The 26,033-nt window shown below is 63.3% G+C and carries 25 protein-coding genes; 17 read left to right on the top strand and 8 right to left on the bottom strand.

Features of this window, described 5'->3' with window-relative positions:
* Positions 1-5: 5 nt before the first annotated feature.
* The 6 genes from IVB48_RS09015 to IVB48_RS08990 form a co-directional block, all read right to left on the bottom strand.
* The gene (locus tag IVB48_RS09015; protein ID WP_247399540.1) at positions 6-1,811 is read right to left on the bottom strand and encodes a gamma-glutamyltransferase family protein; all 1,806 of its coding nucleotides are present in this window, start codon (positions 1,809-1,811) and stop codon (positions 6-8) included.
* Positions 1,812-1,892: 81 nt separating this feature from the next.
* Entirely contained in the window at positions 1,893-2,882 is a 990-nt protein-coding gene (locus tag IVB48_RS09010) for an oligopeptide/dipeptide ABC transporter ATP-binding protein (protein WP_247399538.1), read from the bottom strand.
* Positions 2,879-3,865 (bottom strand): ABC transporter ATP-binding protein, encoded by a 987-nt coding sequence (locus tag IVB48_RS09005; protein WP_027568894.1) that lies wholly within the window; start codon positions 3,863-3,865, stop codon positions 2,879-2,881. Before IVB48_RS09005 ends, IVB48_RS09010 begins: the two co-directional genes overlap by 4 nt.
* A gap of 13 nt (positions 3,866-3,878) precedes the next feature.
* Positions 3,879-4,847: an ABC transporter permease gene (locus tag IVB48_RS09000; protein WP_106942637.1), complete on the bottom strand. Its 969-nt coding sequence runs from the start codon at positions 4,845-4,847 to the stop codon at positions 3,879-3,881.
* Complete coding sequence (locus IVB48_RS08995; protein WP_027568896.1) at positions 4,848-5,828, bottom strand: ABC transporter permease; 981 nt, start codon at positions 5,826-5,828, stop codon at positions 4,848-4,850. It abuts the gene before it with no gap.
* A gap of 115 nt (positions 5,829-5,943) precedes the next feature.
* Complete coding sequence (locus tag IVB48_RS08990) at positions 5,944-7,542, bottom strand: ABC transporter substrate-binding protein (protein ID WP_247288557.1); 1,599 nt, start codon at positions 7,540-7,542, stop codon at positions 5,944-5,946.
* Positions 7,543-7,847: 305 nt separating this feature from the next.
* On the opposite strand from IVB48_RS08990, the gene IVB48_RS08985 reads away from it, so the two are divergent.
* The 6 genes from IVB48_RS08985 (at position 7,848) to IVB48_RS08960 (ending at position 15,577) form a co-directional block, all read left to right on the top strand.
* Positions 7,848-8,105: a DUF6489 family protein gene (locus tag IVB48_RS08985; protein ID WP_007593837.1), complete on the top strand. Its 258-nt coding sequence runs from the start codon at positions 7,848-7,850 to the stop codon at positions 8,103-8,105.
* Positions 8,105-8,905 carry an alpha/beta hydrolase gene (locus IVB48_RS08980; protein WP_247399535.1) on the top strand — a complete coding sequence of 267 codons (801 nt, stop codon included), beginning with the start codon at positions 8,105-8,107 and terminating at the stop codon, positions 8,903-8,905. The genes IVB48_RS08985 and IVB48_RS08980 overlap by 1 nt, the downstream gene beginning before the upstream one ends.
* Positions 8,906-8,951: 46 nt before the next feature.
* Positions 8,952-10,502 (top strand): wax ester/triacylglycerol synthase family O-acyltransferase, encoded by a 1,551-nt coding sequence (locus tag IVB48_RS08975; protein WP_247399531.1) that lies wholly within the window; start codon positions 8,952-8,954, stop codon positions 10,500-10,502.
* A gap of 10 nt (positions 10,503-10,512) precedes the next feature.
* The gene (locus IVB48_RS08970; RefSeq protein ID WP_027568900.1) at positions 10,513-11,508 is read left to right on the top strand and encodes an alpha/beta hydrolase; all 996 of its coding nucleotides are present in this window, start codon (positions 10,513-10,515) and stop codon (positions 11,506-11,508) included.
* 130 nt (positions 11,509-11,638) lie between these two features.
* Positions 11,639-14,872, top strand: coding sequence for a cytochrome P450 (locus IVB48_RS08965; RefSeq protein ID WP_247399527.1), 3,234 nt, complete (start codon positions 11,639-11,641; stop codon positions 14,870-14,872).
* 30 nt (positions 14,873-14,902) lie between these two features.
* The gene (locus IVB48_RS08960) at positions 14,903-15,577 is read left to right on the top strand and encodes a spermidine synthase (RefSeq protein WP_027568902.1); all 675 of its coding nucleotides are present in this window, start codon (positions 14,903-14,905) and stop codon (positions 15,575-15,577) included.
* Positions 15,578-15,606: 29 nt separating this feature from the next.
* On the opposite strand, the gene IVB48_RS08955 is transcribed toward IVB48_RS08960, so the two are convergent.
* Positions 15,607-16,071, bottom strand: a complete 465-nt coding sequence (locus tag IVB48_RS08955; protein WP_247399523.1) for a nuclear transport factor 2 family protein — start codon at positions 16,069-16,071, stop codon at positions 15,607-15,609.
* A gap of 145 nt (positions 16,072-16,216) precedes the next feature.
* Complete coding sequence (locus IVB48_RS08950; RefSeq protein ID WP_247399520.1) at positions 16,217-17,131, bottom strand: alpha/beta hydrolase; 915 nt, start codon at positions 17,129-17,131, stop codon at positions 16,217-16,219.
* A 170-nt stretch (positions 17,132-17,301) separates the two neighbouring features.
* On the opposite strand from IVB48_RS08950, the gene IVB48_RS08945 reads away from it, so the two are divergent.
* The 11 genes from IVB48_RS08945 (at position 17,302) to paaD (ending at position 26,033) form a co-directional block, all read left to right on the top strand.
* On the top strand, positions 17,302-17,685 hold the full coding sequence (locus IVB48_RS08945) for a hypothetical protein (protein WP_247399517.1): 384 nt from the start codon (positions 17,302-17,304) through the stop codon (positions 17,683-17,685).
* The gene (locus IVB48_RS08940; protein ID WP_247399515.1) at positions 17,682-18,764 is read left to right on the top strand and encodes an alpha/beta fold hydrolase; all 1,083 of its coding nucleotides are present in this window, start codon (positions 17,682-17,684) and stop codon (positions 18,762-18,764) included. Before IVB48_RS08945 ends, IVB48_RS08940 begins: the two co-directional genes overlap by 4 nt.
* Positions 18,761-19,354, top strand: a complete 594-nt coding sequence (locus tag IVB48_RS08935; RefSeq protein ID WP_007593821.1) for a GNAT family N-acetyltransferase — start codon at positions 18,761-18,763, stop codon at positions 19,352-19,354. The genes IVB48_RS08940 and IVB48_RS08935 overlap by 4 nt, the downstream gene beginning before the upstream one ends.
* A 203-nt stretch (positions 19,355-19,557) precedes the next feature.
* On the top strand, positions 19,558-20,013 hold the full coding sequence (locus IVB48_RS08930; protein ID WP_027568907.1) for a phasin: 456 nt from the start codon (positions 19,558-19,560) through the stop codon (positions 20,011-20,013).
* Between the two features lie 158 nt (positions 20,014-20,171).
* Positions 20,172-21,458 carry a DUF445 domain-containing protein gene (locus IVB48_RS08925; protein WP_247399511.1) on the top strand — a complete coding sequence of 429 codons (1,287 nt, stop codon included), beginning with the start codon at positions 20,172-20,174 and terminating at the stop codon, positions 21,456-21,458.
* Positions 21,459-21,659: 201 nt separating this feature from the next.
* Positions 21,660-22,430 carry an alpha/beta hydrolase gene (locus IVB48_RS08920; protein WP_247399508.1) on the top strand — a complete coding sequence of 257 codons (771 nt, stop codon included), beginning with the start codon at positions 21,660-21,662 and terminating at the stop codon, positions 22,428-22,430.
* A 96-nt stretch (positions 22,431-22,526) separates the two neighbouring features.
* Positions 22,527-23,393, top strand: coding sequence for a phenylacetic acid degradation operon negative regulatory protein PaaX (gene paaX / locus IVB48_RS08915; RefSeq protein ID WP_247399997.1), 867 nt, complete (start codon positions 22,527-22,529; stop codon positions 23,391-23,393).
* Positions 23,394-23,469: 76 nt separating this feature from the next.
* Positions 23,470-24,462 (top strand): 1,2-phenylacetyl-CoA epoxidase subunit PaaA, encoded by a 993-nt coding sequence (paaA, locus tag IVB48_RS08910; RefSeq protein WP_247399504.1) that lies wholly within the window; start codon positions 23,470-23,472, stop codon positions 24,460-24,462.
* Positions 24,463-24,472: 10 nt separating this feature from the next.
* On the top strand, positions 24,473-24,760 hold the full coding sequence (gene paaB, locus IVB48_RS08905; RefSeq protein ID WP_247399500.1) for a 1,2-phenylacetyl-CoA epoxidase subunit PaaB: 288 nt from the start codon (positions 24,473-24,475) through the stop codon (positions 24,758-24,760).
* Positions 24,760-25,536, top strand: coding sequence for a 1,2-phenylacetyl-CoA epoxidase subunit PaaC (gene paaC / locus IVB48_RS08900; protein WP_247399497.1), 777 nt, complete (start codon positions 24,760-24,762; stop codon positions 25,534-25,536). The genes paaB and paaC overlap by 1 nt, the downstream gene beginning before the upstream one ends.
* Entirely contained in the window at positions 25,530-26,033 is a 504-nt protein-coding gene (gene paaD, locus IVB48_RS08895) for a 1,2-phenylacetyl-CoA epoxidase subunit PaaD (RefSeq protein ID WP_247288573.1), read from the top strand. The genes paaC and paaD overlap by 7 nt, the downstream gene beginning before the upstream one ends.

The raw sequence follows: 26,033 nt of genomic DNA, 5'->3' as shown, positions 1-26,033 counted from the left end.
TGCCTTTAGCGCCCTGCGGCGTAGCCCTGCATGCCGCGTGGATTGGCGGCGGCGCGGCGACGCGGACCGACGCGCGAGGCCGCGGTGAGACGGCCTTCCGACCAGTCCGGTCCGACCTCGACGATATGTCCGCGTTCGCGAAGATTTTCGATCGTCGCCTTCGGCACGCGGTTCTCGACCACGAGCACGCCGGGGCGCGCGGTGCGGGGCCAGAACGAGATCGGGAAATGCTCGGAGTGCCAGGCCGGGGCGTCGATCGCTTCCTGGAGATTGAGGTTGCAATGGACGTGCCGCAGGAAGAACTGCGTGATCCACTGATCCTGCTGGTCGCCGCCGGGCGAGCCCCAGGCGAGATAAGGCTCGCCGTCGCGGAATGCCATGGTCGGGGACAGCGTGGTGCGCGGCCGCTTGCCGGGCGCGAGCGAACTCGGTTGGTTCTCCTCCAGATCGAACATCTGCGCGCGGCTGCCGAGGCAGAAGCCGAGCTCGGGAATGATCGGCGATGATTGCAGCCAGCCGCCTGATGGCGTCGAGGACACCATGTTGCCGGCCTTGTCGATGATATCGAAATGCACGGTGTCGCCGCGCACCTCGCCGAAGCGGCCCACTGTCGGTTCACCGGCGCCGAGCGCGCCGACAGCCTCGCGCTGGCCCTCGGCGCGGCGCAGCTTGACCACGCCGCCAAAGCCCTCGATTGCACCGGGCCGGAGATCGAGCGAGGCCTTGTCGGTGACGAGCTTGCGGCGCTCGTTGTTGTAGGCATCCGACAGCAGCGTTCCGATCGGGATCTCGCTGAACTCAGGGTCGCCGTAGAATTTCTCGCGGTCGGCGAAGGCGAGCTTGGCGCATTCGACCTGGAGATGGATGAATTCCGGCCCCGTCGGGTCGAGCCCATCGAGCGAAAAACCCTTCAGCAGCGCGAGCTGCTGCAGCGTCACGGGACCCTGGCTCCAGACCCCGGCCTTGCAGACAGTGTAGCGGCCATAATCGTAGGTGAGCGGGGCCTCGACCGTCGGCTGCCAGCGCGCCATGTCATCGGCGGTCAGCACACCGCGATGTGGCGAGCCGCTGACGTCCATCACGTCCTGCGTCCGGCAGAATTTGTCGATGGCTTCCGCGACGAAACCCTGCGACCACGCCTTGCGTGCGCGCTCGATCTCGGCATCGCGGCCGCCGCCGCCACTTTCGGCTTCGCTCAGGATTCGCGCATAGGTCGCCGCAAGTGTCTTGTTGGTGAAGAGCGTGCCGGGCTTTGGCACTTCGCCGTTCGGGAGATAGACGGCGGCTGACGTCGGCCAATGCTTGCGGAATAATTGCTCGACAGTCTGGATCGTGGCGCAGGCGCGCTCGACCAGCGGATAACCGTCGCGCGCATAGGAGATCGCGGGCTCCAGCACGTCGCGCACGCGCATCGTGCCGTAGTCACGCAGCAGCATCATCCAGGATTCGAAGGTGCCGGGGACGCAGGCTGCGAGCAGGCCGGTGCCGGGCACCATGTCGAGGCCTTCGCTCTTGTAATGCGCGATGGTGGCGCGAGCCGGTGCCGGACCCTGACCGCAGATCACCTCGGTGCGGCCGCGCTTTACGTCGTGCACGATGATCGGAACGTCGCCGCCGGGGCCGTTCAGATGCGGCTCGACCACCTGGAGCGTGAAAGCGGTGGCGACGCCGGCGTCAAAGGCGTTGCCGCCCTTTTCCAGGATGGCCATGCCGATGGCGGTCGCGATCCAGTGCGTGGTCGCGACGACCCCGAAGGTGCCTTCGATCTCGGGGCGTGTCGTGAAGGGATCGGGATTGACGATGCTGGCCATGGACTACCTCATTTGCGGCGCGCGCAATTGATCACAGGGCCAGGCCGCCGCCAAATGCGCAGGCTGCATGGCACGCGCGCGTCACGCCGGTACCGGCGCGGTGTTGACCGCGTGGCAGGCGACACCGTCGATCAGGCTTGGTGCTTCCTTGCGGCAGAGATCGAACGCCAGCGGGCAGCGCGGATTGAAGGCGCACCCGGGCGGCGGGTTGATCGGGTTCGGGATCTCGCCCTTCACGGGGATGCGCTGGCGGCCGCTCATGGCAAGATCAGGCACGGCGCCGAGCAGCATCTTGGTGTAGGGCATGCGCGGACGGGCAAACAGCTCGCGCCCTTCCGCGATCTCGACGATGCGGCCGAGATACATCACGCCGACGCGGCTCGCCATGTGGCGAACGACGGCGAGGTTGTGGCTGATGAACATGTAGGTCAGGCCGAACTTATCCTGGAGGTCGCGCATCAGGTTCAGGATCTGCGCTTGCACGGAGACGTCAAGCGCGGAGGTTGGCTCGTCGCAGACAATGAACTCCGCGTCGGAGGCGAGCGCGCGAGCGATCGCGATTCGCTGGCGCTGGCCGCCCGAGAATTCGTGCGGAAATTTCAACCTGTCGTCGGGATGCAGGCCGACAAGGCTGAGCAACTCGCCGACCCGGGCCTGGATGTCGCGCTCGCCCTCGATCAGGTCGAACGCGCGGATCGGCTCGGAGATGATGGCGTCGACCCGGAAGCGTGGGTTCAGGCTCGCATAGGGATCCTGAAAGATCATCTGGATGCGGCGGCGCAGTTTCCGCCGCGCCTGGGCCTGCCGCGGATCGGTCATCGAGATGCCGTCGATCAAGACGTTGCCGGAGCTTGGCGGCAGCAAGCCGACGACCATCCGCGCCACCGTGGTCTTGCCCGAGCCGGATTCGCCGACCAGTGCAAAGGTCTCGCCCTTCCTGATATCGAAGGTGACGCCATCGACGGCCTTGAGATATTCGAGCTGCCCGCCTTCAAGCATGCGGTTGAGCCAGGGTTTCGAGACGTCGAAGACGCGGCGCAGATTCGTGGCCTGGACGAAGGGAGTGCTCATGCCGCGCTCTCCGCCGGCACGCTGTCATAGAGATGGCAGGCGACCGATTGCGCGCCCCGTGGCAGCGGCTCCGGCCGCTCGACACGGCAGCGATCGAACGCCAACGCGCAGCGCGGATTGAACGAGCACCCGCGCGGAATCGCCGACAATCGCGGCATCGAGCCGGGAATTTGCACCAGGCGCTTGTCGTCGCCCGCGAGCGTCGGGATCGCGCCCATCAAGCCCTTGGCGTAAGGATGCAGCGCGTTCTGCACGACATCCTGCACCGGACCGATCTCGGCAACGCGGCCGGCATACATCACCGCGACCCGGTCGGAGGTCTCGGCGATCACACCCATGTCGTGGGTCACCAGCATCACCGCAGTGCCGTGGTCGCGGCCGAGACGCTTGATCAGCGAGATGATTTGCGCCTGTACGGAAACGTCGAGCGCGGTGGTCGGCTCGTCGGCGATGATCAGCTCCGGTTCGGCGCAGATCGCGAGCGCAATCACCACGCGCTGGCGCATGCCGCCGGAGAATTCATGCGGATAACCGTCGATGCGCTTTTCCGGAGCCGGGATCCCGACTTCGGCGAGCAGGTCGATGGCGCGGCGACGGGCGGCGGTCTCGGACAGGTTCAGATGCGTTCTGATCGTCTCGATGAGCTGGTCGCCGATCTTGTACAGCGGATTGAGCGAGGTGAGGGGGTCCTGGAAGATCATGCCGATACGTTTTCCACGCACGCGGCGCATCTCTTCCGGCGGCAGATTGTCGATGCGCAGGCCGGAGAGGCGGATCTCGCCGCCCGAGATGCGGCCCGGGGAATCGATCAGGCCAATGACCGCGAGTCCGGTGACCGATTTACCGGCGCCGGATTCGCCGACAACGCCGAGCACCTCGCCTTTGGCGATGTCGAAGGAGACATTATCGATCGCGCGCAGCGTGCCCCGGCGGGAGGCGAACTCGACCTGAAGATTACGAACGGAGAGAACGGGCTCGGTCATGAACGCTGCATACTCATCGGAGTTTCGGGTTAAGCGCATCGCGCAGCCAGTCGCCGAGCAGATTGATCGACAGGATCAGCGCCGCGAGTGCGATTCCAGGGAAGGCGACGATCCACCATTCGCCCGCGAACAGATAGTTGTTGCCGATGCGGATCAGCGTGCCCAGCGATGGCATGGTCTCGGGCATCCCCGAGCCGAGGAACGACAGCGTCGCTTCGGTGATGATAGCGAGCGCGAGATTGATGGTGGCGATGACGAGAATCGGCCCCATCGTGTTCGGCAGCACGTGGCGCAACATGATCACCGGGGCGGGCAGGCCAATGAGCTGGGCGGCGGCGACATAGTCCTTGTTCTTCTCGACCATGACGGAGCCGCGCACGGTGCGGGCATATTGCACCCAGAAGCTCAACCCGATCGCGAAGACCAGGACAGCCAGCATGCTCATCTCGTCGAGCTTGTTGCCGAAAACAGATTTGGCGATGCCGTTGATCAGCAGCGCGATCAGGATCGCCGGGAATGAAAGCTGCACGTCGGCGATGCGCATGATCAGCCCGTCGACGGCACCGCCGAAATAACCGGCCGTCAGTCCGAGCAGGATGCCGATCGCGCCGGAGAAGACGACGCCGAGCACGCCGACGAGAAGCGAGATGCGCATGCCGTAAAGAATCGCGGACAATACGTCCCGGCCTTGTTCGTCGGTGCCGAGCAGGAACGGGCTCTGGCCGTCTGAGGTCCATAATGGCGAGATGCGCGAGTTCATCAGCTGGAGCTGCGCCGGGTCGAAGGGATTCTGGACCGATAGCACCGAGGCGAGGATCGCGAGCAGGAAGAACAGCAGCGTCACCGCCGCTGCGACCATGGTGATTTTGGAGCGGCGAAATGAATAGAACAGGTCGCTGTCGAGCGCGCGTTTAAACCAACCCGGCGCGTCGGCGCGCGGGCCGCGTTCTTCGACCTTGTGCGGGACGACGGCTTCGCTCATTCAATGTGCCCGGCTGATCGTCGAGCGCAGCCGCGGATCGACGATGGTGTAGAGGATATCAACCACGAGATTGATGGTGACGAAGATCAGGGACACCATCATCAGATAGGCAGCCATGATCGGGATATCGACATTCTGCACGGCCTGCACGAACAGCAACCCCATGCCGGGCCACTGGAACACGGTCTCGGTGATGATCGCAAATGCAATTACCGAGCCAAATTGCAGGCCGGCCACCGTGATGACCGGGATCATCGTGTTGCGCAGCGCATGACCGTAATGGATGGCGCGGGTGGTGAGGCCGCGGGCACGGGCGAAGCGGATGTAGTCGGTGCGCATGACTTCGAGCATCTCGGTGCGGACCAGCCGCATGATCAGCGTCATCTGGAACAAACCCAGCGTGATCGAGGGCATGATCAGCGCCTTCAGTCCTGACAGCGTCAGCAGACCCGTCGTCCACCAGCCGATATGCACGACGTCGCCGCGCCCGAACGAGGGCAGCCAACCCAGCGTCACCGAGAACAGGTAGATCATGAGAATGCCGATCAGGAAGGTCGGCAGCGAGATGCCGATCAGCGAGATAGCCTGGAACGCGTGTGTGAGCCAGCTGTCGCGGCGAAGCGCCGAATAGACGCCCATCAGAATGCCACAGAGCATCGCGAAGATGGTGGCGCAGATCGCGAGCTCCAGGGTCGCGGGCATCCGCTCCATCAGAAGATTGGAGACAGGCAGGCGGAACTGGTAGGAGACGCCGAACTTGAACTGCGCAGCGTTGCCGATATAGCGGCCGAACTGCACGATCACGGGATCATCGAGGCCGAGCGATTTGCGGATAGCGGCGCGTTCGGCGCCGGACGTGTCCATCCCAACCATCTGGTTCACGGGATCGCCGGCGAAACGAAACATCGAGAAGGAGATGATCCCGACGGCGATCATGACACCAATGGCCTGAATGGCCCGGCGCAGTGTGAAAGCGAGCATCTGTTCCTTTCACATATCTTCAGTGGCACGCATCATTGCGTTAGCCCGAAACAGCAAGTCCCGGAAGCCAGATCTTGAAAGCGATGGCTTCCGGGACTTCACAACTTGTCGACGCCTACTCGTCCTGCTTGGTCGCCCAGTAAAGCATGACCATGTTGTCCGCACGCTGGGTCAACTTCACCTTCTTCGAGACGCCCCAGGCGAGCGCCTGCTGGTGCAGCGGGACGTAGGCCCAGTCCTTCATCGAGACCTCGAAGGCCTGCTTGATCAGGAGATCGCGCTTGCCCGTATCGGGTTCCACGAGAACCTTGTCGGCGAGTTCATCGAACTGCTTGTTGCAATAGCCGGCGAGATTGGCTTCGCCGCGGTTCGGATCCTTGGGATCGTCCCGGCAGCCCATGATGTCGTGCAGCACGTTGTGGGAGTCGAGGGTATCCGGGGTCCAGCCCAGCATGAACAGCGAAGTCTTGTAGCCGCCGGGCTTCAGCACCTTGGCGAAATACAGGGCCTTGGGTTGCGCCAGCAGCTCCACTTTGAGGCCGATGCGGGCGAGCATGCCGACGACCGCCTGACATATCGCGGCGTCATTGACGTAGCGATCGTTGGGGCAGTCCATCGTGACTTCGAAACCCTCGGGATAGCCGGCGTCAGCCAGGAGCTTCTTGGCGGCGTCGGGATCGAGCTTCGGCCGGGTGAAATCCTTCGAGGCAAAGATCTCTGGTGCGACCATCAATGCGGACGGCGTAGACAGTCCGCGCATGACGCGATTCTTGATCAGGTCGATGTCGATTGCCCGGTAGACGGCTTCGCGGACGCGAACGTCCTTGAATGGGTTCTTGCCCTTGACGTTGGAGTACAAGAGCTCGTCACGCGCCTGATCCATGCCGACAAAGATGGTGCGGAGTTCAGGTCCCGTCAGCACGGTGGCGTTCGGACTCGCTTTCACGCGCTCGATGTCCTGGACCGGAACCGGCTCGATCACGTCGACCTCGCCGGACAACAGCGCCGCAACACGCGTGGCGGGGTTGGCGATCGGCGTGAAGATGATCTCCTTCAGATTATGTTCCGGCTTGCGCCACCAGTTCGGATTGGCCTTGAAGACGGTCTTCACGCCCGGCTGATGGCTGTCGATCGTGAAGGCGCCGGTGCCGTTCTCATGGAGCGAGGCGTAGCTCGGGGTCGTCGCGGCGGCGGGCGTCGGTGCCACCGCATCGTTCGCCTCTGCCCATTTCTTGTCCATGATGTACCAGGTCGCCCACAGCGCCGTCAGAATGGGATTGGGCGAGGTCAGGATGAAATCGACGGTGTAATCGTCGATCTTGACCACCTTGGCATCGGCGGGAACGCGGCTCTGGAAATTCGAACCTTTCGCCCGCACGCGTTCGGCCGAGAACACCACGTCGTCCGCAGTGAACGGGTCGCCGTTGTGGAATTTGACGTCCTTGCGCAGGTGAAAGCGCCAGCGTGTCGGCTCCGGCGTCTCCCAGCTTTCGGCGAGTGCCGGGACGATCTTCAGGTCCTTGCCGCGGGCAACCAGGCCCTCATAGACATGACCGAGATGCGCACTGGTGGTCGACTCGTTCAGCGTGTACGGGTCGAGCGACTTGAGCTCACCTTGGTTGGCATAGCGCAGCGTCTGGCTCGACGCCGGCGAGACCGCCAACGCAAGCATACTGGCGAGCGTCGCCGCAAACAGACTTCGTCCGACTGACATTCTTGACCTCTCCACTCGCCCGCACCGTCATTTTTGATTGTTCGGCGGGGCTGATCGAACCATGTTGCCCAGAGTTCTCGACCCGTGCAAGCGCCATTCCAGCAAGGAACGCGCCAAGTTGCACCGCTGTGCAGCAATGCTGACCGACATTGACGGGCCGATGGGCGAGGGCGCCAGCGTTTTTGATTGACCATATCCGCCGATCGCGGAAGCCGGAGCGCCGCGACCGGCCTCAGGTCGCTTGCGTTGCACACCGTCTCGCGGCGATACTGCGGCCGGGCGCTCGAATCTCATCTGGAGGGGACATGAAGGTTAATATCGAAATCGACTGCACCCCCCTCGAAGCCCGTCAGTTCATCGGATTGCCCGATCTGGCACCGATGCAGACGGCGGTGATGGACAAGCTGCAGCAGCAAGTCTTGAGCAACATCGACAAGGTCTCGCCGGAGTCGCTGATCCAGAGCTGGTTCACCTTCGATCCCAAGCTTGCCGAGCGGTTTCAGGACATGTTCGTCACCATGGCCGGCCTCGGCGGCACGCGCAGCGGCGACAAGAAGAAATAATGCCGCCCGGTCCGGACGGGCCGCAGACCCCAGGCCGGCTTCGTCCGCCCGGCCTTGCTTTGCTGCTCGCCGAAGCCCGAGGGTTGCTCGAACTCAACGCCAGCCTGCTGCTGTCGCCGGTCCTGATGCGGGCGCCCAAAGGCGATGGCCATCCGGTGCTGGCGCTGCCTGGCTTCCTCGCCAGCGACCTCTCGATGGCGCCGATGCGGCGCTATCTCAGCGAGCTCGGCTACGAGGCACATGCCTGGCGGATGGGCCGCAACTTCGGCGGGTTGGGACGGATGCGGGATTCATTGCGCGCCCGTCTCGCCGAAATCCATGCTGCGAGCGGACGCAAGGTCAGCCTGGTCGGCTGGAGCCTCGGCGGTGTCTATGCACGCGATCTCGCGCTGCAGGCGCCCGACTTGGTCCGCAATGTCATCACGCTCGGCAGCCCTTTTGCCAATGACATAAGAGCGACCAATGCGACGCGGCTCTACGAGATGATGTCCGGCGAGCGTGTCGAGGATTTCGCCGAGCTGCGTGAGGCGATCGCCGGCGATCTTCCGGTGCCGACGACGTCGATCTATTCGCGCGCCGACGGCATCGTGAACTGGCGAACCTGCCTGCTGCGTCCCTCCGACCGCGCCGAGAACATCGAGGTGCACCTGGCGAGCCATATCGGGCTTGGGGTGAATCCCGCAGCGCTATGGGCCGTGGCGGACCGCCTTGCGCAACCGGAGGGGGAGTTCTGGCCATTTGACAGGGCAGGGCCGTTTGCCATTGCATATGCCCCGCCGGAACAGGCAGTATCGGCCTGACGAGAAGCGCCGCCTAAGGTGCCCGTCAAATACTCGGGAGGGAACTATGGCTGACGGTAAGAAGCTGTCGTCGCTGGACGCGTCGTTTCTCTATCTGGAAACGCCGGAGATGCCGATGCATGTCGGGAGCATGGCGATCTTTCGCCTGCCGGACGACTACAAGGGCGACTTCTTCGAAGATTTCAAGGCGATGATCGTCTCGCGCCTGCACATCGCGCCGATCCTCAAAGCGCGGCTGGAGAAGGCGCCGCTCGACATCGATCATCCCTCCTGGGTGGAGGACGACCAATTCGACATCGACCGTCACATCTTCCGCGCCAGCCTGCCGCAGCCGCGCGACCGCGCCACGCTCGAACGCATCGTGGGCTGGATGCACGCCAAGCTCTTGAACCGTGCCCGCCCGCTCTGGGAGTTCTACGTGTTCGAGGGCATGAAGGACAATGAGGTCGGGCTTTATTCGAAGATGCATCATGCCGCCATCGACGGCGGCGCCGGTGCGGCGCTGACCAACATGATCTACGATATCTCGCCGATCCCGCGGAAGGTCGATCCGCCGACCGCGGGAGCGAAGCCCGGGCAGGAGCCGCGCGACATCGCAGCGAACCTGGTCGATTCCTACCAGCAGCTCTTCACCCAGCCGCTCGATGCATCGGCCGCCGCGAAGAACCTGCAGCTGCCGCGCACCGGCAAGAGCGACATCGGCTCGATACTGTTCGACAATGCGATGTACCAGATCGAGAGCGCGGTGCGCTTTGCCGGCAACATCCCGACCATGGTCAAGAGCGTCTCGGACGTGCTCGGCAAGATATCCGATCCAAAATCGCGCGAGAGCCTTGCCAGCATGGTGTCGCCGCCGACCATGCTCAACAAATCGATCTCGTCCGAGCGCAGCTTCGCCGGCGTCTCGATTTCGCTGTCGCGATCCAAGGTGCTGGCCAAGCAGGCCGGCGGCAAGCTCAACGACGTCGTGCTGGCGCTCGCCTCCGGCGTGGTCCGGCGGTACCTGCAGCAACACGGAATGCTGCCGGCGAAGTCCCTGACCGCTGCCGTGCCGATCTCGCTGCGTGAGGAAGGCAACACCGAAGCCAACAACCAGGTGTTCGGCATGATCTGCTCGATCGCGACCAACATCGACGATCCCAAGGCGCGCCTGGAAGCCATTATCGCGCAATCGACCAAGTCCAAGGAGATGTCGCATCCGCTGCGGGCACTGATGCCGCAGATCTCCAATATCTCGATGCTGGGCGCGCCGATCGTCGTGCAGATCATGGCGCTGCTCTACAGCCGCTCCGATTTGTCGAATGTGCTGCCGCCGGCTGCGAACATCACGGTGTCCAACGTGCCGGGGCCGCGGCAGACGCTGTACGCCGCGGGCGCAGAGCTGTTGCACATCTTCCCGGTGTCGATCTCGACACACGGACAGGCGCTCAACATCACCGTGCAGAGCTATCGCGACCAGCTCGATTTCGGCTTCATCGTCGGCGCCAACATCATTCCGCACGTGCAGGTGATGTGCGACATGCTGCCGGAAGAATTCGCCGCGCTGGAGGCGTCCTATGCTTTGCCCGCTGCGGACATCAAGGGCGCCGCTGAGTAGGAATGTTCCGATGATTGAAATGCCGCCGCTCAAGTTCGTGCAGACGAACGGCATCCGCATGGGCTACTATGAGGCGGGCCCGGTCACAGACAAACCGCCGATGGTGCTGTGCCATGGCTGGCCCGAACTCGCATTTTCCTGGCGCCACCAAATCAAGGCGCTCAGCGAGGCCGGTATCCGCGTGATCGCGCCGGATCAGCGCGGCTACGGCGCGACCGACCGGCCCGAGCCGGTCGAGGACTACGACATGGAGCATTTGACCGGCGATCTGGTCGGGCTGCTCGATCATCTCGGGATCGACAAGGCAATCTTCGTCGGCCACGACTGGGGCGGATTCGTCGTCTGGCAGATGCCGCTGCGGCATCCTGCGCGCGTCGCCGGTGTGGTCGGCGTCAACACGCCGCATTGGGACCGCGCGCCGATCGATCCGATCGCGCTGTTCCGCCAGCGCTTCGGCGATCAGATGTACATCGTCCAGTTTCAGGATCCCGCGCGTGAGCCGGACAGGATATTCGGCAGCCGCGTCGAGCAGACGTTCGACGCGTTCATGCGCAAGCCGCTGGCGCGGCCGGCGGCGAAACCGGAGGAGCCGCCGATCGCGGGTGTCGGCGCCTCGTCAAAGACCAATCTGGCGTTCCCGCAGATGATCGCGGCCTATGATGCAAAGCACGATCCCCGGATTCCGATCCTGTCGGCCGACGAGAAGAAGGTGTTCGTCGATACGTTCACGAAAACCGGCTTCACCGGCGGCATCAACTGGTATCGCAACTTCACTCGCAATTGGGAGCGCGCGAAAGGCCTGGACCATCAGGTGCACGTGCCGTCATTGATGATCATGGCCGAGAACGATGCCGTGCTGCCGCCGTCGGCGGCCGACGGCATGGAGACGCTGATATCTGATCTGGAGAAACATCTTGTGAAGGACAGCGGCCATTGGACGCAACAAGAGAAGCCGGAGGAGGTCAGCGCCAAGCTGATCGAATGGCGTAGAAGGCGGTTCGGCTAGCTGATCATTGCGAACTCGTCATTGCGAGGAGCGAAGCGACGAAGCAATCCAGGCTGCCTCCGCCGACATATTTCTGGATTGCTTCGCTTCGCTCGCAATGACGACATTGAAGCAGGGGGACTACATTTCGATGTCATCCAAGAATCGTCTGGACCCGATCCCGCAGCCGCCGACCAAGCCGGTGGTCGGCAACATGCTGTCACTGGATTCGGCCGCGCCGGTGCAGCATCTGACCCGGCTTGCCAAGGAACTGGGGCCGATCTTCTGGCTCGACATGATGGGCTCGCCGATCGTGGTCGTCTCCGGCCACGATCTCGTCGACGAGCTCTCGGACGAGAAGCGTTTCGACAAGACGGTGCGCGGTGCATTGCGGCGGGTGCGCGCAGTCGGCGGCGACGGCCTGTTCACGGCCGACACCAGGGAGCCAAACTGGAGCAAGGCGCACAACATCCTGCTCCAGCCCTTCGGCAACCGCGCCATGCAGTCCTATCACCCGAGCATGGTCGACATCGCCGAGCAGCTCGTCGGCAAATGGGAGCGGCTCAACGCTGACGACGAGATCGACGTCGTCCACGATATGACGGCGTTGACGCTGGATACGATCGGCCTGTGCGGCTTCGACTACCGCTTCAATTCGTTCTACCGGCGCGACTACCATCCTTTCGTCGAGTCGCTGGTGCGCTCGCTCGAAACCATCATGATGACGCGCGGCCTGCCGTTCGAGCAGCTCTGGATGCAGAAGCGGCGCAAGACGATGGCCGAAGACGTCGACTTCATGAACAAGATGGTCGATGAGATCGTTGCGGAGCGCCGCAAGGGAGGCGATGCGACCGACGACAAGAAGGATATGCTTGCGGCGATGATGACGGGCGTCGATCGCTCGACCGGCGAACAGCTCGACGACGTCAACATCCGCTATCAGATCAACACGTTCCTGATCGCAGGCCACGAGACCACCAGCGGTCTGTTGTCCTGCACGCTCTATGCGCTGCTCAAGCATCCCGAGATTCTCAAGAAGGCCTATGACGAGGTCGACCGCGTCTTCGGTTCCGACGTCAATGTACGGCCGACCTATCAGCAGGTGACGCAGCTCACCTACATCACGCAGATCCTGAAGGAGGCGCTGCGGCTATGGCCGCCAGCGCCGGCCTATGGCATCTCGCCGCTGAACGACGAGACCATCGGCGGCGGCAAGTACAAGCTCAAGAAGGGTACGTTCACCACCATCCTGGTGACCGCGCTGCATCGCGATCCCTCGGTCTGGGGTCCGAATCCGGACGCGTTCGATCCGGAGAATTTCAGCCGGGAGGCGGAAGCAAAACGGCCGATCAATGCCTGGAAGCCGTTCGGCAACGGCCAGCGCGCCTGCATCGGCCGCGGCTTCGCCATGCACGAGGCCGCGCTCGCGCTCGGCATGATCCTCCAGCGATTCAAGCTGATCGACCACCAGCGCTACCAGATCCATCTGAAGGAAACGCTGACGATGAAGCCGGAAGGCTTCAAGATCAAGGTCCGTCCGCGCGCCGATCGCGAGCGCGGTGCCTATGGCGGACCTGTGGCGGTGTCGTCGGCGCCGAAGGCCCCGCGTCAGCCCACCGCGCGTCCCGGCCACAACACGCCGATGCTGGTGCTCTACGGCTCCAATCTCGGCACCGCCGAGGAGCTGGCGACGCGGATGGCCGATCTTGCCGAGATCAACGGCTTTGCCGTGCATCTGGGGCCGCTCGACGATTACGTCGGCAAGCTGCCACGGGAGGGTGGCGTGCTGATCATCTGCGCTTCCTATAACGGCGCGCCGCCGGACAATGCGACGCAATTCGTCAAATGGCTCGGTGACGAGCTGCCGAGGGATGCGTTTGCCAATGTGCGTTACGCCGTGTTCGGCTGCGGCAACAGCGACTGGGCCGCGACCTACCAGTCGGTGCCGCGCTTCATCGATGAGCAGTTGTCGAAGCATGGCGCGCGCGCGGTCTATCCGCGCGGCGAAGGCGATGCGCGCAGCGATCTCGACGGCCAGTTCCAGAAATGGTTCCCGTCGGCCGCCCAGGTCGCGACCAAGGAATTCGGCATCGACTGGAATTTCACCCGTACCGCGGAGGATGATCCGCTCTACGCGATCGAGCCGGTCGCGGTGACCGCCGTCAACACCATCGTCGCCCAGGGCGGCGCGGTGGCAATGAAGGTGCTGGTCAATGACGAGCTTCAGAACAAGGCCGGTTCCAAGCCGTCAGAGCGTTCGACGCGCCACATCGAGGTGCAGTTGCCGTCCAACATCAATTACCGCGTAGGCGATCATCTGAGCGTGGTCCCGCGCAACGATCCGACGCTGGTGGATTCGGTCGCCCGTCGCTTTGGCTTCCTGCCGGCCGACCAGATCAGGCTTCAGGTTGCCGAAGGCCGCCGCGCGCAATTGCCGGTCGGCGATGCCGTGTCGGTCGGCCGCCTGCTCAGCGAGTTCGTCGAGCTCCAGCAAGTGGCGACACGGAAGCAGATCCAGATCATGGCCGAGCACACGCGTTGTCCGGTCACGAAACCAAAACTGCTGGCCTTCGTCGGCGAGGAGCCCGAGCCGTTCGAGCGCTATCGCAGCGAGATTCTGGCCCGGCGGAAATCGGTGTTCGATCTGCTGCTCGAATATCCGGCCTGCGAACTGCCGTTCCACGTCTATCTGGAAATGCTCTCGCTGCTGGCGCCGCGTTATTATTCGATCTCGTCTTCGCCGTCGGTCGATCCGGTTCGTTGCAGCGTCACGGTCGGAGTGGTTGAAGGGCCGGCCGCCTCGGGCCGCGGCACCTACAAGGGGATCTGCTCGAACTATCTCGCCAATCGACGCGCGGGCGACGTGATCCATGCCACCGTGCGTGAGACCAAGGCCGGCTTCCGGCTCCCGGACGATCCATCCGTGCCGATCGTCATGATCGGCCCGGGCACGGGATTGGCGCCGTTCCGCGGCTTCCTCCAGGAACGCGCCGAGCGCAAGGTCAAGGGCGCCGCGCTCGGTCCGGCCGTGCTGTTTTTCGGCTGCCGGCATCCCGATCAGGATTTTCTGTACGCGGACGAGCTGAAGGCGCTGGCGGCAAGCGGCATCACCGAGCTGTTCACGGCGTTCTCACGAGCGGAAGGCCCGAAGACTTATGTGCAGCACGTCCTCGCCGCGCAGAAAGACAAGGTCTGGCCGCTGATCGAGCAGGGCGCGATCGTCTATGTCTGTGGCGACGGCAGCAAGATGGAGCCCGACGTGAAGGCGGCGCTGGTCGCGATCCATCGCGAGAAGAGCGGCAGCGATGCCGCCACGGCTGCCCGCTGGATCGAGGAGATGGGCACGAAGAACCGGTATGTGCTGGACGTGTGGGCAGGTGGATAATCCGGCGGCCGATCGTGCTAAAGCTCTCGCATGATTCCCTGGGAAAAGATCGATACCGCCAAAATCCCCGGCTCCGATGAAGAGCTTCGCCTGATGCGGCGAGGCAAGGAGTTTTCCATCAAGCTCGGCACCAACGAGCTGATGAACAACCGCCTGTCAGGCTCGGAGGCCGCGCTCGCCACACTCGCGGCGAAGCAGATCGAGACGGTGGCAAAACCTGTCGTCCTCATCGGCGGCCTTGGCATGGGTTTCACGCTGCGTGCGGCGCTTACCGTGCTGGGAGGCAAGGCCAAGATCGTGGTTTGCGAGCTCGTGCCGGCGGTCGTCGCCTGGGCGCGGGGCCCGATGGCGCAGGTGTTCGGTGACAGTCTCGATGACGTCAGGGTGAGAATCCGGGAAACCGACGTCGGCGAAACCATCCGGGCACAGCGGTCGGCCTTCGACGCCATTCTCCTGGATGTCGACAACGGGCCGGAAGGGCTGACCCGGAAGGGCAACGATGCGCTCTACAATGCGAGCGGGTTGAAGGCGGCGAAGACGGCGCTGCGGCCGGGAGGCGTGCTCGCGGTCTGGTCCTCGGGACCCAACCCGGCCTTCACCAAGCGGCTCGGGAGTGCCGGCTTCGACGTCAACGAAGTCAACATTCGCGCCACCGGAAGAGGCGGTGGCGCGCGTCACGTGATCTGGTTGGCCAGGAAGAGTTAGGCCGTCTGCGCAGCAACCGGTTCAATCCGTCAGAACATCGTGTTGTTGTTCGCCGGATTTTCCGGGATCGGTTGCACGACGTCCCAGTGTTCGACCACCTTGCCGTTCTCCAGCTTGAAGATGTCGACGATCGCGTTGCCCCTGCTGCCGGGCTCGCGAACCGCGTGAACGTGCAGGATGACGTAGTCGCCACCCACGAAGCTGCGCTTGATCTCGCTGTGCGAGTTCGGGAATTTCTCGCGCAGGAAGCCGATGAATTTTCGGAAGCCGTCCGGACCATCGGCCGCGTTTGGATTGTGCTGGACGTAGCGGTCGCCGACATGGGCGAGGGCTGCATCGGCGTCCTTTTGGTTGAGCCCCTTCTCATAGAACGCAAGCACAGTTTTGCGATTGGCTTCTTCTTGCGCGCTACCCGCCACCGCGGCGCCGCTGGCGAGGGATAGCGTAAGGACTAAAGCAGCGACGATTGCGGCCGACCGGACGATGAAATGCATGTGAACTCCGAGAGGCCGCGGCCTCTTTGTTGGCGATTGAGGTTCTCGGCGATTGAAGGAGGCCTGTATAGCTTTGGAACCGGCTTGCGTTAAGAGAGTAACCGGCAGCTCACATGGTCACAGTGAGGAGACCTTCTGCGTCGGTTTACGCCGCGCGCGCCGCTGCGCCATGTGCGTGCTGGGCGATGGCGCCGATGATCTCCGGCCAAAACCGCATTGGCAGCGCGTGGCCCATGCCTTCGATCATCAGCAGCTTTGCGCCAGGAATTGACTCTGCCGTGTCCTTGCCGCCCTCGGGGCGGACCAGCGGATCGACGGTGCCATGGATGACCAGCGCCGGCGTCTTGACGCCGTACAGTCGCTCCTTGCGGCTGCCGGAGGCGAGCACCGCCCGGAGCTGCCGGCCGACGCCGGCCGGATTGAGCCCGCGCGCGAACACGCGCTCGGCACGACCGGGATCGAGCGCCTCTTCCTCCGGAAAGGACCCGGCCCGCAACACGTTCCAGGTCTGGCCGTAGCGGACGATGAATTCCTCCTTGCTGCGCGGCGGCGGCGCCATCAGCATTGCGGCGGCCTCACGTGTCGGCGGCGGCACGCGCGGGTTGCCGGTCGTCGACATGATCGAGGTGAGTGAGCGCACGCGCTCGGGAAACGACAAGGTCACTTCCTGCGCAATCATGCCGCCCATGGACGCCCCGACCAGATGCGCCGACTTGATGCCGAGTGCGTCCATCAGCCCGACCGTGTCTTTCGCCATGTCGATCAGCTTGTAGGTTGCGGCCACGGGAATCCTGAGAAACCGAAGCTTCAACAACTCAAGCGGCGTCAGACGCTTGCCGCCGGTGAGATGGCTCGACTTTCCGATGTCGCGATTGTCGAACCGAACGACGCGAAAGCCCTGCGCGGCGAGCTGCTCGCAGAACGCATCGTCCCAGTGGATCATCTGAGCGCCTAACCCCATGATCAGCAGCAGCGGCTCGGCACTGTCGTCGCCGAAAGTCTCGTAACAGATGTCGATGCCGTTGGCGTGGACGGTTTGCGGCGGCTGATAGGCGTTCACGGGCGCGTTCCCTCGGCTTTTGATCAATGCTGTATCGCACGGTTTGATCTCGCAATGAAGCCGCGTCCGCGACACCCGTCCCGCTGCTTGCCGGTTGACCGGCACCGCGCAACGGTGTGGTATGGCGAAAAAGGAAGGGCATCGAAGCTCTCGAATTCAGGAGGACGCCGATGACCGACAAGAGCAACGACCCCATTTCCATGTGGCAGAAGATGGTTGGCGAGATGGAGAAGGGGTTCAACTCCTTCGCCAATCAGGCCATGTCGTCGCCCGAGTTTTCGCAGGCCGTGAACCGGGCCGGCGGCGTTGCTGCAGGTGCTCAGAAGCAGCTCGGCGACCTCATGGAGAAATATCTGGTCTCCATGAATCTGCCGAGCCGGGACCAGGTCACCGGCCTTGCGGAACGGCTGCAGTCCATCGAAGGACAGATCGGTGAGATCAAGTCGATGCTGAGCCAGATGGCGGCAAGTTCCGGCATTTCTCAGGGCTCCGACACCGCAATGCGTCCGCCGCGCACCAAGCGCCCGCCATCTGAAGGCGGAGAGCAGACATGAATGCACCCGCCGGATTAGACTTCGCAGGGATCCCGGAGCGCGTCCAGTCCGAGGTGCAGCGCGCCATCCAGCGCAGCATCAAGGGCGTCGAATATTTCTCGACGTCCGGTCCCACGCTCGGCTCGACCCCGAAGGACGTGCTGCATTCGCGCGGCACGATGAGCCTCTACCACTATCGTCCGATGTCCGACGAGATCTATCGAATTCCGATCTTGATCGTGATGGCGACCACCAACCGCGGTTATATTCTCGACCTCGTGCCCGGCCAGAGTTTCATCGAGTTCCTGTTGAAGCGCGGCTACGACGTCTACATGCTCGACTGGAGCGCGCCACGACCGGAGGAGAAGAGCCTCCGCATGGAGGACTATGTCCTCGACTTCATCCCGGATTGCATCCGCCGCGTGCAGCAGGATTCCGGCGAACAGGACGTCTCCGTCATCGGCTATTGTTTCGGCGGCGTGCTGTCGCTGCTCTATGGCTCGATCCACAGTGACGGGCCGATGAAGAATTTGATCTGCTTCACCACGCCGATCGACTTTCGCGAGATGAAATTGTTTTCGAACTTCTCCGACCGTCGCTATTTCGATGTCGATCGCCTCGTCGACAGCGTCGGCAACGTGCCGCCCGAGATGATCCTGTCGTCGTTCGAGATGCTGCGCCCGGCCTCGCGCACCGTCAGCCAGATCCAGCTCTGGGAAAACATCTGGAATGACGAGTTCGTCAAATCCTACCGGATGTTCGACCGCTGGGCGACCGACACGCTGCCGCTGGCCGGCGAATATTTCCGCACCATCACCAAGGACCTGATGTGGGACAACAAGCTGTTCAACGATACCATGTCGGTCGGCGGCCGTGCTGCGAAGCTCGAGGACATCAAGGTGCCGTTCCTGCATGCGGTGGCGGAGCATGACCACATCGTGCCGTATGAGGCTGCAAAGCACCTGATCGCCAAGATCGGATCGGAGGACAAGGAGGAGGTGATGCTGAAGGGCGGTCACGTCTCGCTGGTGGCCGGCGCCAATGCGGTGAAGCGGCTATGGCCGAAATTGGATTCCTGGCTGGGGAAGAGATCGACATGAGTGAGCAGCGTTCCTATCCGCGTCATGTGAAGACGGACGCGGGCGATATCGAGATCCGCCTGATGTCGCCTGCGGACGAGGCCGCGGTGCTCGCCTTCGGCAAGGGCCTGCCGACCCACGACCTGTTGTTCCTGCCGCGCAACATCAGTGAGCCGAAGGTGCTCTCCGCCTGGGTCAAGGAGATCGAGCGCGGCGCGATCACGAGCCTGCTCGCGGTCAGGGGCGGCACGGTCGTCGGCTGCGGCACGCTGGTGCGCGATCCGCACTCCTGGTCGCCCCATGTCGGCGAGATCCGGATGGTGGTTTCGCTCGATGTGCGCGGAAAGGGGGTGGGTCGGACGCTGTCGCAGGAGACCTTCGCACTCGCGCTCGGCGCCGGCCTCGAAAAGCTCTCGGTCCAGATGACGGTCGATCAGCAGGCCGCGATCACGCTGTTCGAGAGCCTCGGCTTCAAGGCCGAGGCACTGTTGCGCGATCATGTCCGCGACGTTGACGGCAAGACCCACGATATCGTTGTGCTCGGGCACAACATCGCGCAGGTCCAGGCCCAGATGGAGGCCTATGGGCTGCCCGGCGCCGTCCAGCATTGAGAACCGGTGGACGGGTGGTCGGGAACCCGGATGGTCAGGGAGGCGCCAGATTGCCTCCTATTAAGGCTATTCACGTTTTCGTGATATCGCACTGCAACATCGATATTGCATCGCACAATTAACTATGCCATATAAGCCGTGCCCCGGGCCAAAACCGGACGGGGTGAGCCCATAGCTCAACCAATGAGGATGGAGAGACCCCAATGACCACCGAAACCAACACCGCTTTCGAAGGCTTCAAGGACGCGTTCAAGAACATCCAGAACCTGGAAGTTCCCGAGGCCGCCCGGGAGTTCGTCAAGAAGTCCGCCAATACCGCCAAGGACCGTGCTGCCGAAGTGTTCGCTGGCTCCGAGCGCGTGACCGCCGCCGTCGAGAACGCGGTGACCGAGTCCGTCACCGAAGCCGGCAAGATCAGCCGCAACATCCAGCAGGCGATCTACGAGGACGCCGAGGCATTCTTCGCGGGCATCGACAAGCTCGCGTCCGCCAAGTCGTTCAGCGAAGCTGTCGAGATCCAGTCCGGCCTGCTCCGCGCCCGCGGCGAAGCGTTCGTCTCGCGCGCCAAGGCGACCACCGACTATTTCGGCAAGCTCGCCGCCAACGGTGCGAAGTCCGCTCAGGACAATTTTGCCAAGGTCTACAACAAGACCGCCTGATACGGCCCCTGAGTAAAAACTGAATTTAAGGCCCGCTTCGGCGGGCCTTTTGTTATTCCGCCGTAGGTGTCATTGCGAGCGAAGCGAAGCAATCCAGTCTGCCTCCTTGCTCTGGATTGCTTCGCTTCGTTCGCAATGACGGATAGTGTGATGCTGTGATGAATCCATCAGGCACCTTCTCTTTCGACTCCCCCGGCGACGCAGAACGCGCGGCCGAATTACGCCGCGTGAAAGCGCTGGCGACGCTGGTGCTGGCCTCGACGCTTGTCCTGTTCGTCTTTGCGAAATGGCTGCTGCCTGTGCATCCCGTGTTCGGATTCATCGCGGCCTTCGCGGAAGCCGCGACGATCGGCGGACTCGCCGATTGGTATGCGGTGGTCGCGCTGTTCAAGCGTCCACTCGGCCTGCCGATTCCGCACACCGCGATCATCCAGAGCAACCAGGCCCGTATCGCCGATAAGCTCGGCGAGTTCATTCAGGTGCATTTCCTAGAGGCTGCTCCTGTCGAGGCCAAGCTGAACGAGATCGATTTCGGCTCGTTCGTCGCCGACTGGCTGCGTGATCGCAAGCGTAGTGACGACCTTGCGCGCTTTGCGCTGCGCCTGCTGCCGGAGGCTGTCTCTGCGACGGAAACCTCGGGCCTGATGACCTTCATCATCCGCCGCATGTCCTCGCAGCTCCAGGCGATCGACCTCGCGCCGCTCGCGGCCGGCACGCTGCGGGGCTTCGTTGCCGAGGGACGTCACCAGATCCTGTTCGACGATCTCCTGCGCGTGATGCACGAGACGCTGAACCAGACCGAGACGATGGCGATGATCCGTGAGAAGGTGCGGGCGGAATTGCCGACCCTGCTCAGGCTCTATCGGGCCGACAAATTTCTGGTGAACAAGATCGTGGCCTCCGCCACCGCTTTCTTCAATGAAGTGCGCAGCGATCCCAAACATCCGTTCCGCGGCGAGTTCGATCGCATGGTGCTGAGCTTCGTCGACCGGCTCGGCACCGACCATGCCTATATCGACCGCATCGACGGTTTGAAGCGCGATCTGCTCGCGCGTCCCGAGCTCGCCGATCTCGCCCGCACCGTGTGGGCCAACACGCGGTCCTTCATCGAGCGTAGTGCAAGCGGCGAGACGCAGGTCCTGCAGCATCATCTCGCCGGTATGTGTGTCGCGGCGGGCGAAGCGCTTGCCGGCGATGGCGAGCTGCGCGGCGAGATCAACAAGGGTCTGGTCGCGGTGCTGCGCAGTTTCGTCGCGGACCAGAAGAGCGGCGTTTCGACCTTCATCTCCGACCAGGTGAAATCGTGGGACATGGCGCAGCTGATTTCGCTGATCGAAATCAACATTGGCCGCGACCTGCAATACATCCGCTTTAACGGCTCGCTGATCGGCGGGCTCGCGGGTCTTGCGCTTTACTCCGTAGAATTCCTGCTTCGATTGTTGTGACTTTTGCGTCACGGACGCTGGCATTCACGCGCCGGCCTATTGTGGCCTCGGGTTTCACCCGCTTGAATGTAGGGAACCGGCGTCCTAGCTGATTCATGGTGCGCTGCGGAACGTTCGAAAAGCTGGCGTGTTGGAGTTCATACCCATTTGCCGGCCTCGCAGCCGGTGGTCTTTTCAGCATTTCATCCGAGGGATCCATTGATGACCGCTACTGCCCAGACGCTGAGCCCGCCGTCTCGCACCCTGATGTTCCTGGAAGGGCGAGCGATCCACGAGTTTGGCGCATTCCTCGGCGCGCTGCCGCTGCTCAGCCTTGCGCCGCGGGGCGATGGGCATCCGGTGCTGGTTCTGCCGGGCCTCGTGGCCTCCGACGGGTCCACGCGTGCACTGCGCACCTTTCTGTCCGGCAAGGGCTATGCGGTGAGCGGCTGGCGCCAAGGCCGCAATTACGGCCTGCGCGAGGGCGTGCAGCACGCGATGGTGGATCTGGTTCAGGAGCTCAGCGACAGGCATGGCCGCAAGATCAGCCTGGTCGGCTGGAGCCTCGGCGGTCTCTATGCGCGCCAGCTCGCCAAAGTGATGCCCGACCGCGTGCGCCAAGTGATCACGCTCGGCAGCCCCTTTGCCGGCGATCCGCATTCGACCAATGCCTGGCGCGTCTATGAATGGGCGAGCGGGCGGAAATCCGACGAGGTCGATCCGCAGTTCGGCGGCGATCTCGCCGTTCCGCCGCCGGTGCCGACCACGGCGATCTTCAGCCGTACCGACGGTGTCTGCGCCTGGCAGGGCTGCATGGAGAAGTCGGGCGCGCAGACCGAGAGCATCGAGATCGAGAGCAGCCATTGCGGCATGGGCCATCATCCGGCTGCTGTCTTCGCGGTGGCTGATCGCCTTGCGCAGAAGGAAGGCAGCTGGCGGCCCTTCGACCGCAGCGGCTGGCGCAGCGTGGTCTATCCCGATCCGCATCGGTAGTTCTTTGCCTCTCCCCGTAAGAACGGGGAGATGGAGAAACAAGACCGTCGCACCCGTCCATTGTCGCGCCCGCACCAAACGCGCTATGCCTCGCGCATGGCGCATCCCTTGTCCCGCATCATCGAGCAGCTCAAACGCGAACCGTCGCGCACCGGCTCCATCGTCATCACGGTGTTCGGCGATGCCATCGTGCCGCGTGGTGGCTCGGTATGGCTCGGCACGCTGCTGGAATTCTTCGAAAGTCTGGACATCGACAGCGGCGTGGTGCGTACCGCGATGTCGCGGCTTGCCGCCGATGGCTGGCTGACGCGCGAAAAGGTCGGCCGTAACAGTTTTTACCGCCTGGCCGACAAGGGCCGCCAGATCTTCGAGGCCGCGACACGCCATATCTACGATCCGCCGCCATCGGGCTGGACCGGGCGCTTCGAGCTGCTGCTGATCGGCAATGGCGAGGATCGCGACGCCTCGCGCGAGGCGCTCCGCAATGCCGGCTTCGGCAGTCCGCTGCCGGGCGTGTGGGTCGCGCCGTCGGGCGTGCCAGTGCCGGACGAAGCCGCGGGCGCCATCCGTCTGGAAGTCTCGGCCGAGGATGACAGCGGCCGACGGCTGCTCAGCGCGAGCTGGCCGTTGGATCGCACCGCAGACGCCTATCTCAAGTTCATGAAGACGTTCGAGCCGCTGCGCGCCGCGATCGCGCGCGGCACGGGCTTGTCCGAAGCCGACGCCTTCACGGCGCGCATCCTCCTGATCCACCATTACCGTCGCGTCGCGCTGCGCGATCCGCTGCTGCCCGAAAGCCTGCTTCCGGCGAACTGGCCGGGCAAGGCCGCCCGCGCCCTGTGCGGCGACATCTATCGCGCGCTGCTTGCACCGTCGGAACAATGGCTTGATGGCAATGGAACCAATGAAAAGGGCCCTTTGCCGCCGGCGCGAAAACTCTTGGAACGGAGATTCGAGGCTTGATCGTTATGTTACAGAAATATCTTGCATGAGGTAATTCTTGTTATATATTGTCTCTCAATAAAATGGGAGGGTGCGCATGTATACCCAGGCGCTGAACACGACCGAGACCGATGATCGCGGTCTTGAGGACGCGGCCAAGGCTGCGCAGTTCCAGGCCCGCATCGATGCCGAGGAGCGCATCGAGCCGAACGACTGGATGCCAGCGGCCTATCGCAGGACGCTGACGCGCCAGATCTCCCAGCACGCTCATTCCGAAATCGTCGGCATGCTGCCCGAAGGCAACTGGATCACGCGTGCGCCGTCCTTGCGCCGCAAGGCGGCGCTGCTCGCCAAGGTGCAGGACGAGTGCGGCCACGGGCTTTATCTCTATGCCGCGGCCGAGACGCTCGGCACTTCGCGCGAAGAGCTGGTCGACGCCATGCTCGCGGGCAAGGCTAAATATTCATCGATCTTCAACTATCCGACGCTGACCTGGGCCGACATCGGCACCATCGGCTGGCTGGTCGACGGCGCCGCGATCATGAACCAGATCCCGCTGTGTCGCTGCTCCTATGGTCCTTACGCGCGCGCGATGATCCGCGTCTGCAAGGAGGAGTCGTTCCACCAGCGTCAGGGCTATGAAATCATGCTGACGCTGTGCCGTGGCTCCGACGAGCAGAAGGCGATGGCGCAGGATGCCTTGAACCGCTGGTGGTGGCCGGTGCTGATGATGTTCGGCCCGCCCGATGCCACCAGCCAGCACAGCGACATCTCGACGAAGTGGAAGATCAAGCGCTTCTCCAATGACGAGCTGCGACAGAAGTTCGTCGACGCCACCGTGCCGCAGGCGCAATATCTCGGCCTCACCATTCCCGATCCCGGCATGATTCAGGATGCGGACGGGCACTGGCGTTACAGCGAGATCGACTGGACAGAATTCAAGCAGGTGCTCGCCGGCAACGGCCCGTGCAATCGTGACCGAATGGCCGCGCGCCGCAAGGCGCACGACGAAGGCGCCTGGGTGCGCGAGGCGGCAGCTAGCTATGCCGCAAAGCGCGCGCAGCGTCGAACTGCACAAGCGGCAGAGTAGGGAGATCGCAATGGCCACGCCGAACACGCCGCTGTGGGAGGTCTTCATTCGCAGCCGCAACGGGCTCGCGCACAAGCATGTGGGATCGCTGCATGCGAGCGACGCCACGATGGCCTTGCAGGCCGCCCGCGATATCTACACCCGTCGCGGCGAAGGTCTTTCGATCTGGGTCGTGCCGTCGACGGCGATCACCGCAAGCGATCCTGCCGAGAAGGGCATGATGTTCGAGCCGGTGGAATCGAAGATCTACCGGCACCCGACGTTCTATGAAGTGCCTGAGGAAGTGGGGCACATGTGATGCCCGTCGCGAACATCGAGGTCTCAGAAACACCACTGGTGCTCTACGCGCTGCGCCGGGCCGACGACGCGCTGATCCTTGGGCACAGGCTGTCGGAATGGTGCGGACATGCGCCGATGCTGGAAGAGGACATGGCGCTCTCCAACATCGCGCTCGACCTCCTTGGCCAGGCCCGCGAACTCTACTCTTACGCCGCCAAGGTCGAAGGCAAGGACAACGACGAGGACAGCTTCGCATACCTGCGCGACGTCAGGCAGTATCGCAATTTGCTGCTGGTCGAGCAGCCCAATGGCGATTTTGCCCAGACGCTGGTGCGGCAGTTCTTCTATTCCGCCTTCGCTGATCTCTACTGGCGTGCGATGATGACTTCGCGCGATGCGGCGCTAGCGGCCATTGCCGCCAAGTCGGAGAAGGAGAGCGCCTATCACCTTCGTCATGCCTCGGAGTGGATCATCCGGCTCGGTGACGGCACGGCTGAAAGCCATGCCCGCGCGCAGGCCGCGATCAATCATCTCTGGGCTTTCACCGGTGAGATGTTTGCCGTCGATGAAGGCGAGCGCGCCCTGATCCATGCCGATATCGCCGTCGATCCCGGAAGCTTGCGGGGTCGCTGGATGACGACACTCTCGGGTGTCTTTAGTGAAGCCACGCTAGAGCTGCCGCAGACCGACTGGATGCAGCAAGGCGGTCGTTCCGGGCGGCATAGCGAGCATCTTGGCCATCTTCTGTCCGAGCTGCAGTCGATGCAGCGCACTTTCCCGGGGCAGACATGGTGACGGTGCTGGAGCCCGATAGCGAACTGCGCCAACGGGCCTGGGATGCCGCGGCGAGCGTGGTCGATCCCGAAATTCCGGTCTTGACCATCGCCGATCTCGGCGTGCTCCGTGATGTCGTCCTCGACGGCGATCACGTCGAGGTCGCGATCACCCCGACCTATTCGGGCTGCCCAGCCATGAACATGATCGCGCTGGAAATCGAAGTCGCGCTGGAGCGCGCCGGTTTTTGCAGTCCAAAAGTCCGCACTGTGCTCTCGCCGGCCTGGACCACCGACTGGATGAGCGAAGAGGGCCGCCGGAAGCTTCACGCCTACGGCATCGCTCCGCCGCAGGATTCGAATTCACGCCGCGCGCTGTTCGGTGAGCAAGCTGTTACGTGCCCGCAATGCGGCTCGGCGAATACCGAGCTGCTATCCGAATTCGGCTCCACCTCCTGCAAGGCGCTCTGGCGCTGCAGGGCCTGCCGCGAACCCTTCGATTATTTCAAGTGTCATTGA

Source organism: Bradyrhizobium sp. 76 (assembly GCF_023073025.1).
Taxonomy (GTDB): domain Bacteria; phylum Pseudomonadota; class Alphaproteobacteria; order Rhizobiales; family Xanthobacteraceae; genus Bradyrhizobium.
This window is presented reverse-complemented; position numbering and strand designations above follow the sequence as displayed.

Excerpts from the sequence above, each read along its gene's own strand:
- IVB48_RS09000 (WP_106942637.1), bottom strand. The coding sequence starts at position 4,847 with ATGAGCGAAGCCGTCGTCCCGCACAAGGTCGAAGAACGCGGCCCGCGC.
- IVB48_RS08945 (WP_247399517.1), top strand. The coding sequence starts at position 17,302 with ATGACCGACAAGAGCAACGACCCCATTTCCATGTGGCAGAAGATGGTT.
- IVB48_RS08970 (WP_027568900.1), top strand. The coding sequence starts at position 10,513 with ATGATTGAAATGCCGCCGCTCAAGTTCGTGCAGACGAACGGCATCCGC.
- paaB (WP_247399500.1), top strand. The coding sequence starts at position 24,473 with ATGGCCACGCCGAACACGCCGCTGTGGGAGGTCTTCATTCGCAGCCGC.
- IVB48_RS08965 (WP_247399527.1), top strand. The coding sequence starts at position 11,639 with ATGTCATCCAAGAATCGTCTGGACCCGATCCCGCAGCCGCCGACCAAG.
- paaX (WP_247399997.1), top strand. The coding sequence starts at position 22,527 with ATGGCGCATCCCTTGTCCCGCATCATCGAGCAGCTCAAACGCGAACCG.
- paaD (WP_247288573.1), top strand. The coding sequence starts at position 25,530 with ATGGTGACGGTGCTGGAGCCCGATAGCGAACTGCGCCAACGGGCCTGG.
- IVB48_RS09005 (WP_027568894.1), bottom strand. The coding sequence starts at position 3,865 with ATGACCGAGCCCGTTCTCTCCGTTCGTAATCTTCAGGTCGAGTTCGCC.
- IVB48_RS09010 (WP_247399538.1), bottom strand. The coding sequence starts at position 2,882 with ATGAGCACTCCCTTCGTCCAGGCCACGAATCTGCGCCGCGTCTTCGAC.
- IVB48_RS08995 (WP_027568896.1), bottom strand. The coding sequence starts at position 5,828 with ATGCTCGCTTTCACACTGCGCCGGGCCATTCAGGCCATTGGTGTCATG.
- IVB48_RS08980 (WP_247399535.1), top strand. The coding sequence starts at position 8,105 with ATGCCGCCCGGTCCGGACGGGCCGCAGACCCCAGGCCGGCTTCGTCCG.
- IVB48_RS08955 (WP_247399523.1), bottom strand. The coding sequence starts at position 16,071 with ATGCATTTCATCGTCCGGTCGGCCGCAATCGTCGCTGCTTTAGTCCTT.
- IVB48_RS08960 (WP_027568902.1), top strand. The coding sequence starts at position 14,903 with ATGATTCCCTGGGAAAAGATCGATACCGCCAAAATCCCCGGCTCCGAT.
- IVB48_RS08990 (WP_247288557.1), bottom strand. The coding sequence starts at position 7,542 with ATGTCAGTCGGACGAAGTCTGTTTGCGGCGACGCTCGCCAGTATGCTT.
- IVB48_RS08930 (WP_027568907.1), top strand. The coding sequence starts at position 19,558 with ATGACCACCGAAACCAACACCGCTTTCGAAGGCTTCAAGGACGCGTTC.
- IVB48_RS08935 (WP_007593821.1), top strand. The coding sequence starts at position 18,761 with ATGAGTGAGCAGCGTTCCTATCCGCGTCATGTGAAGACGGACGCGGGC.
- IVB48_RS08925 (WP_247399511.1), top strand. The coding sequence starts at position 20,172 with ATGAATCCATCAGGCACCTTCTCTTTCGACTCCCCCGGCGACGCAGAA.
- IVB48_RS08940 (WP_247399515.1), top strand. The coding sequence starts at position 17,682 with ATGAATGCACCCGCCGGATTAGACTTCGCAGGGATCCCGGAGCGCGTC.
- paaA (WP_247399504.1), top strand. The coding sequence starts at position 23,470 with ATGTATACCCAGGCGCTGAACACGACCGAGACCGATGATCGCGGTCTT.
- IVB48_RS09015 (WP_247399540.1), bottom strand. The coding sequence starts at position 1,811 with ATGGCCAGCATCGTCAATCCCGATCCCTTCACGACACGCCCCGAGATC.
- IVB48_RS08985 (WP_007593837.1), top strand. The coding sequence starts at position 7,848 with ATGAAGGTTAATATCGAAATCGACTGCACCCCCCTCGAAGCCCGTCAG.
- IVB48_RS08975 (WP_247399531.1), top strand. The coding sequence starts at position 8,952 with ATGGCTGACGGTAAGAAGCTGTCGTCGCTGGACGCGTCGTTTCTCTAT.
- IVB48_RS08920 (WP_247399508.1), top strand. The coding sequence starts at position 21,660 with ATGACCGCTACTGCCCAGACGCTGAGCCCGCCGTCTCGCACCCTGATG.
- paaC (WP_247399497.1), top strand. The coding sequence starts at position 24,760 with ATGCCCGTCGCGAACATCGAGGTCTCAGAAACACCACTGGTGCTCTAC.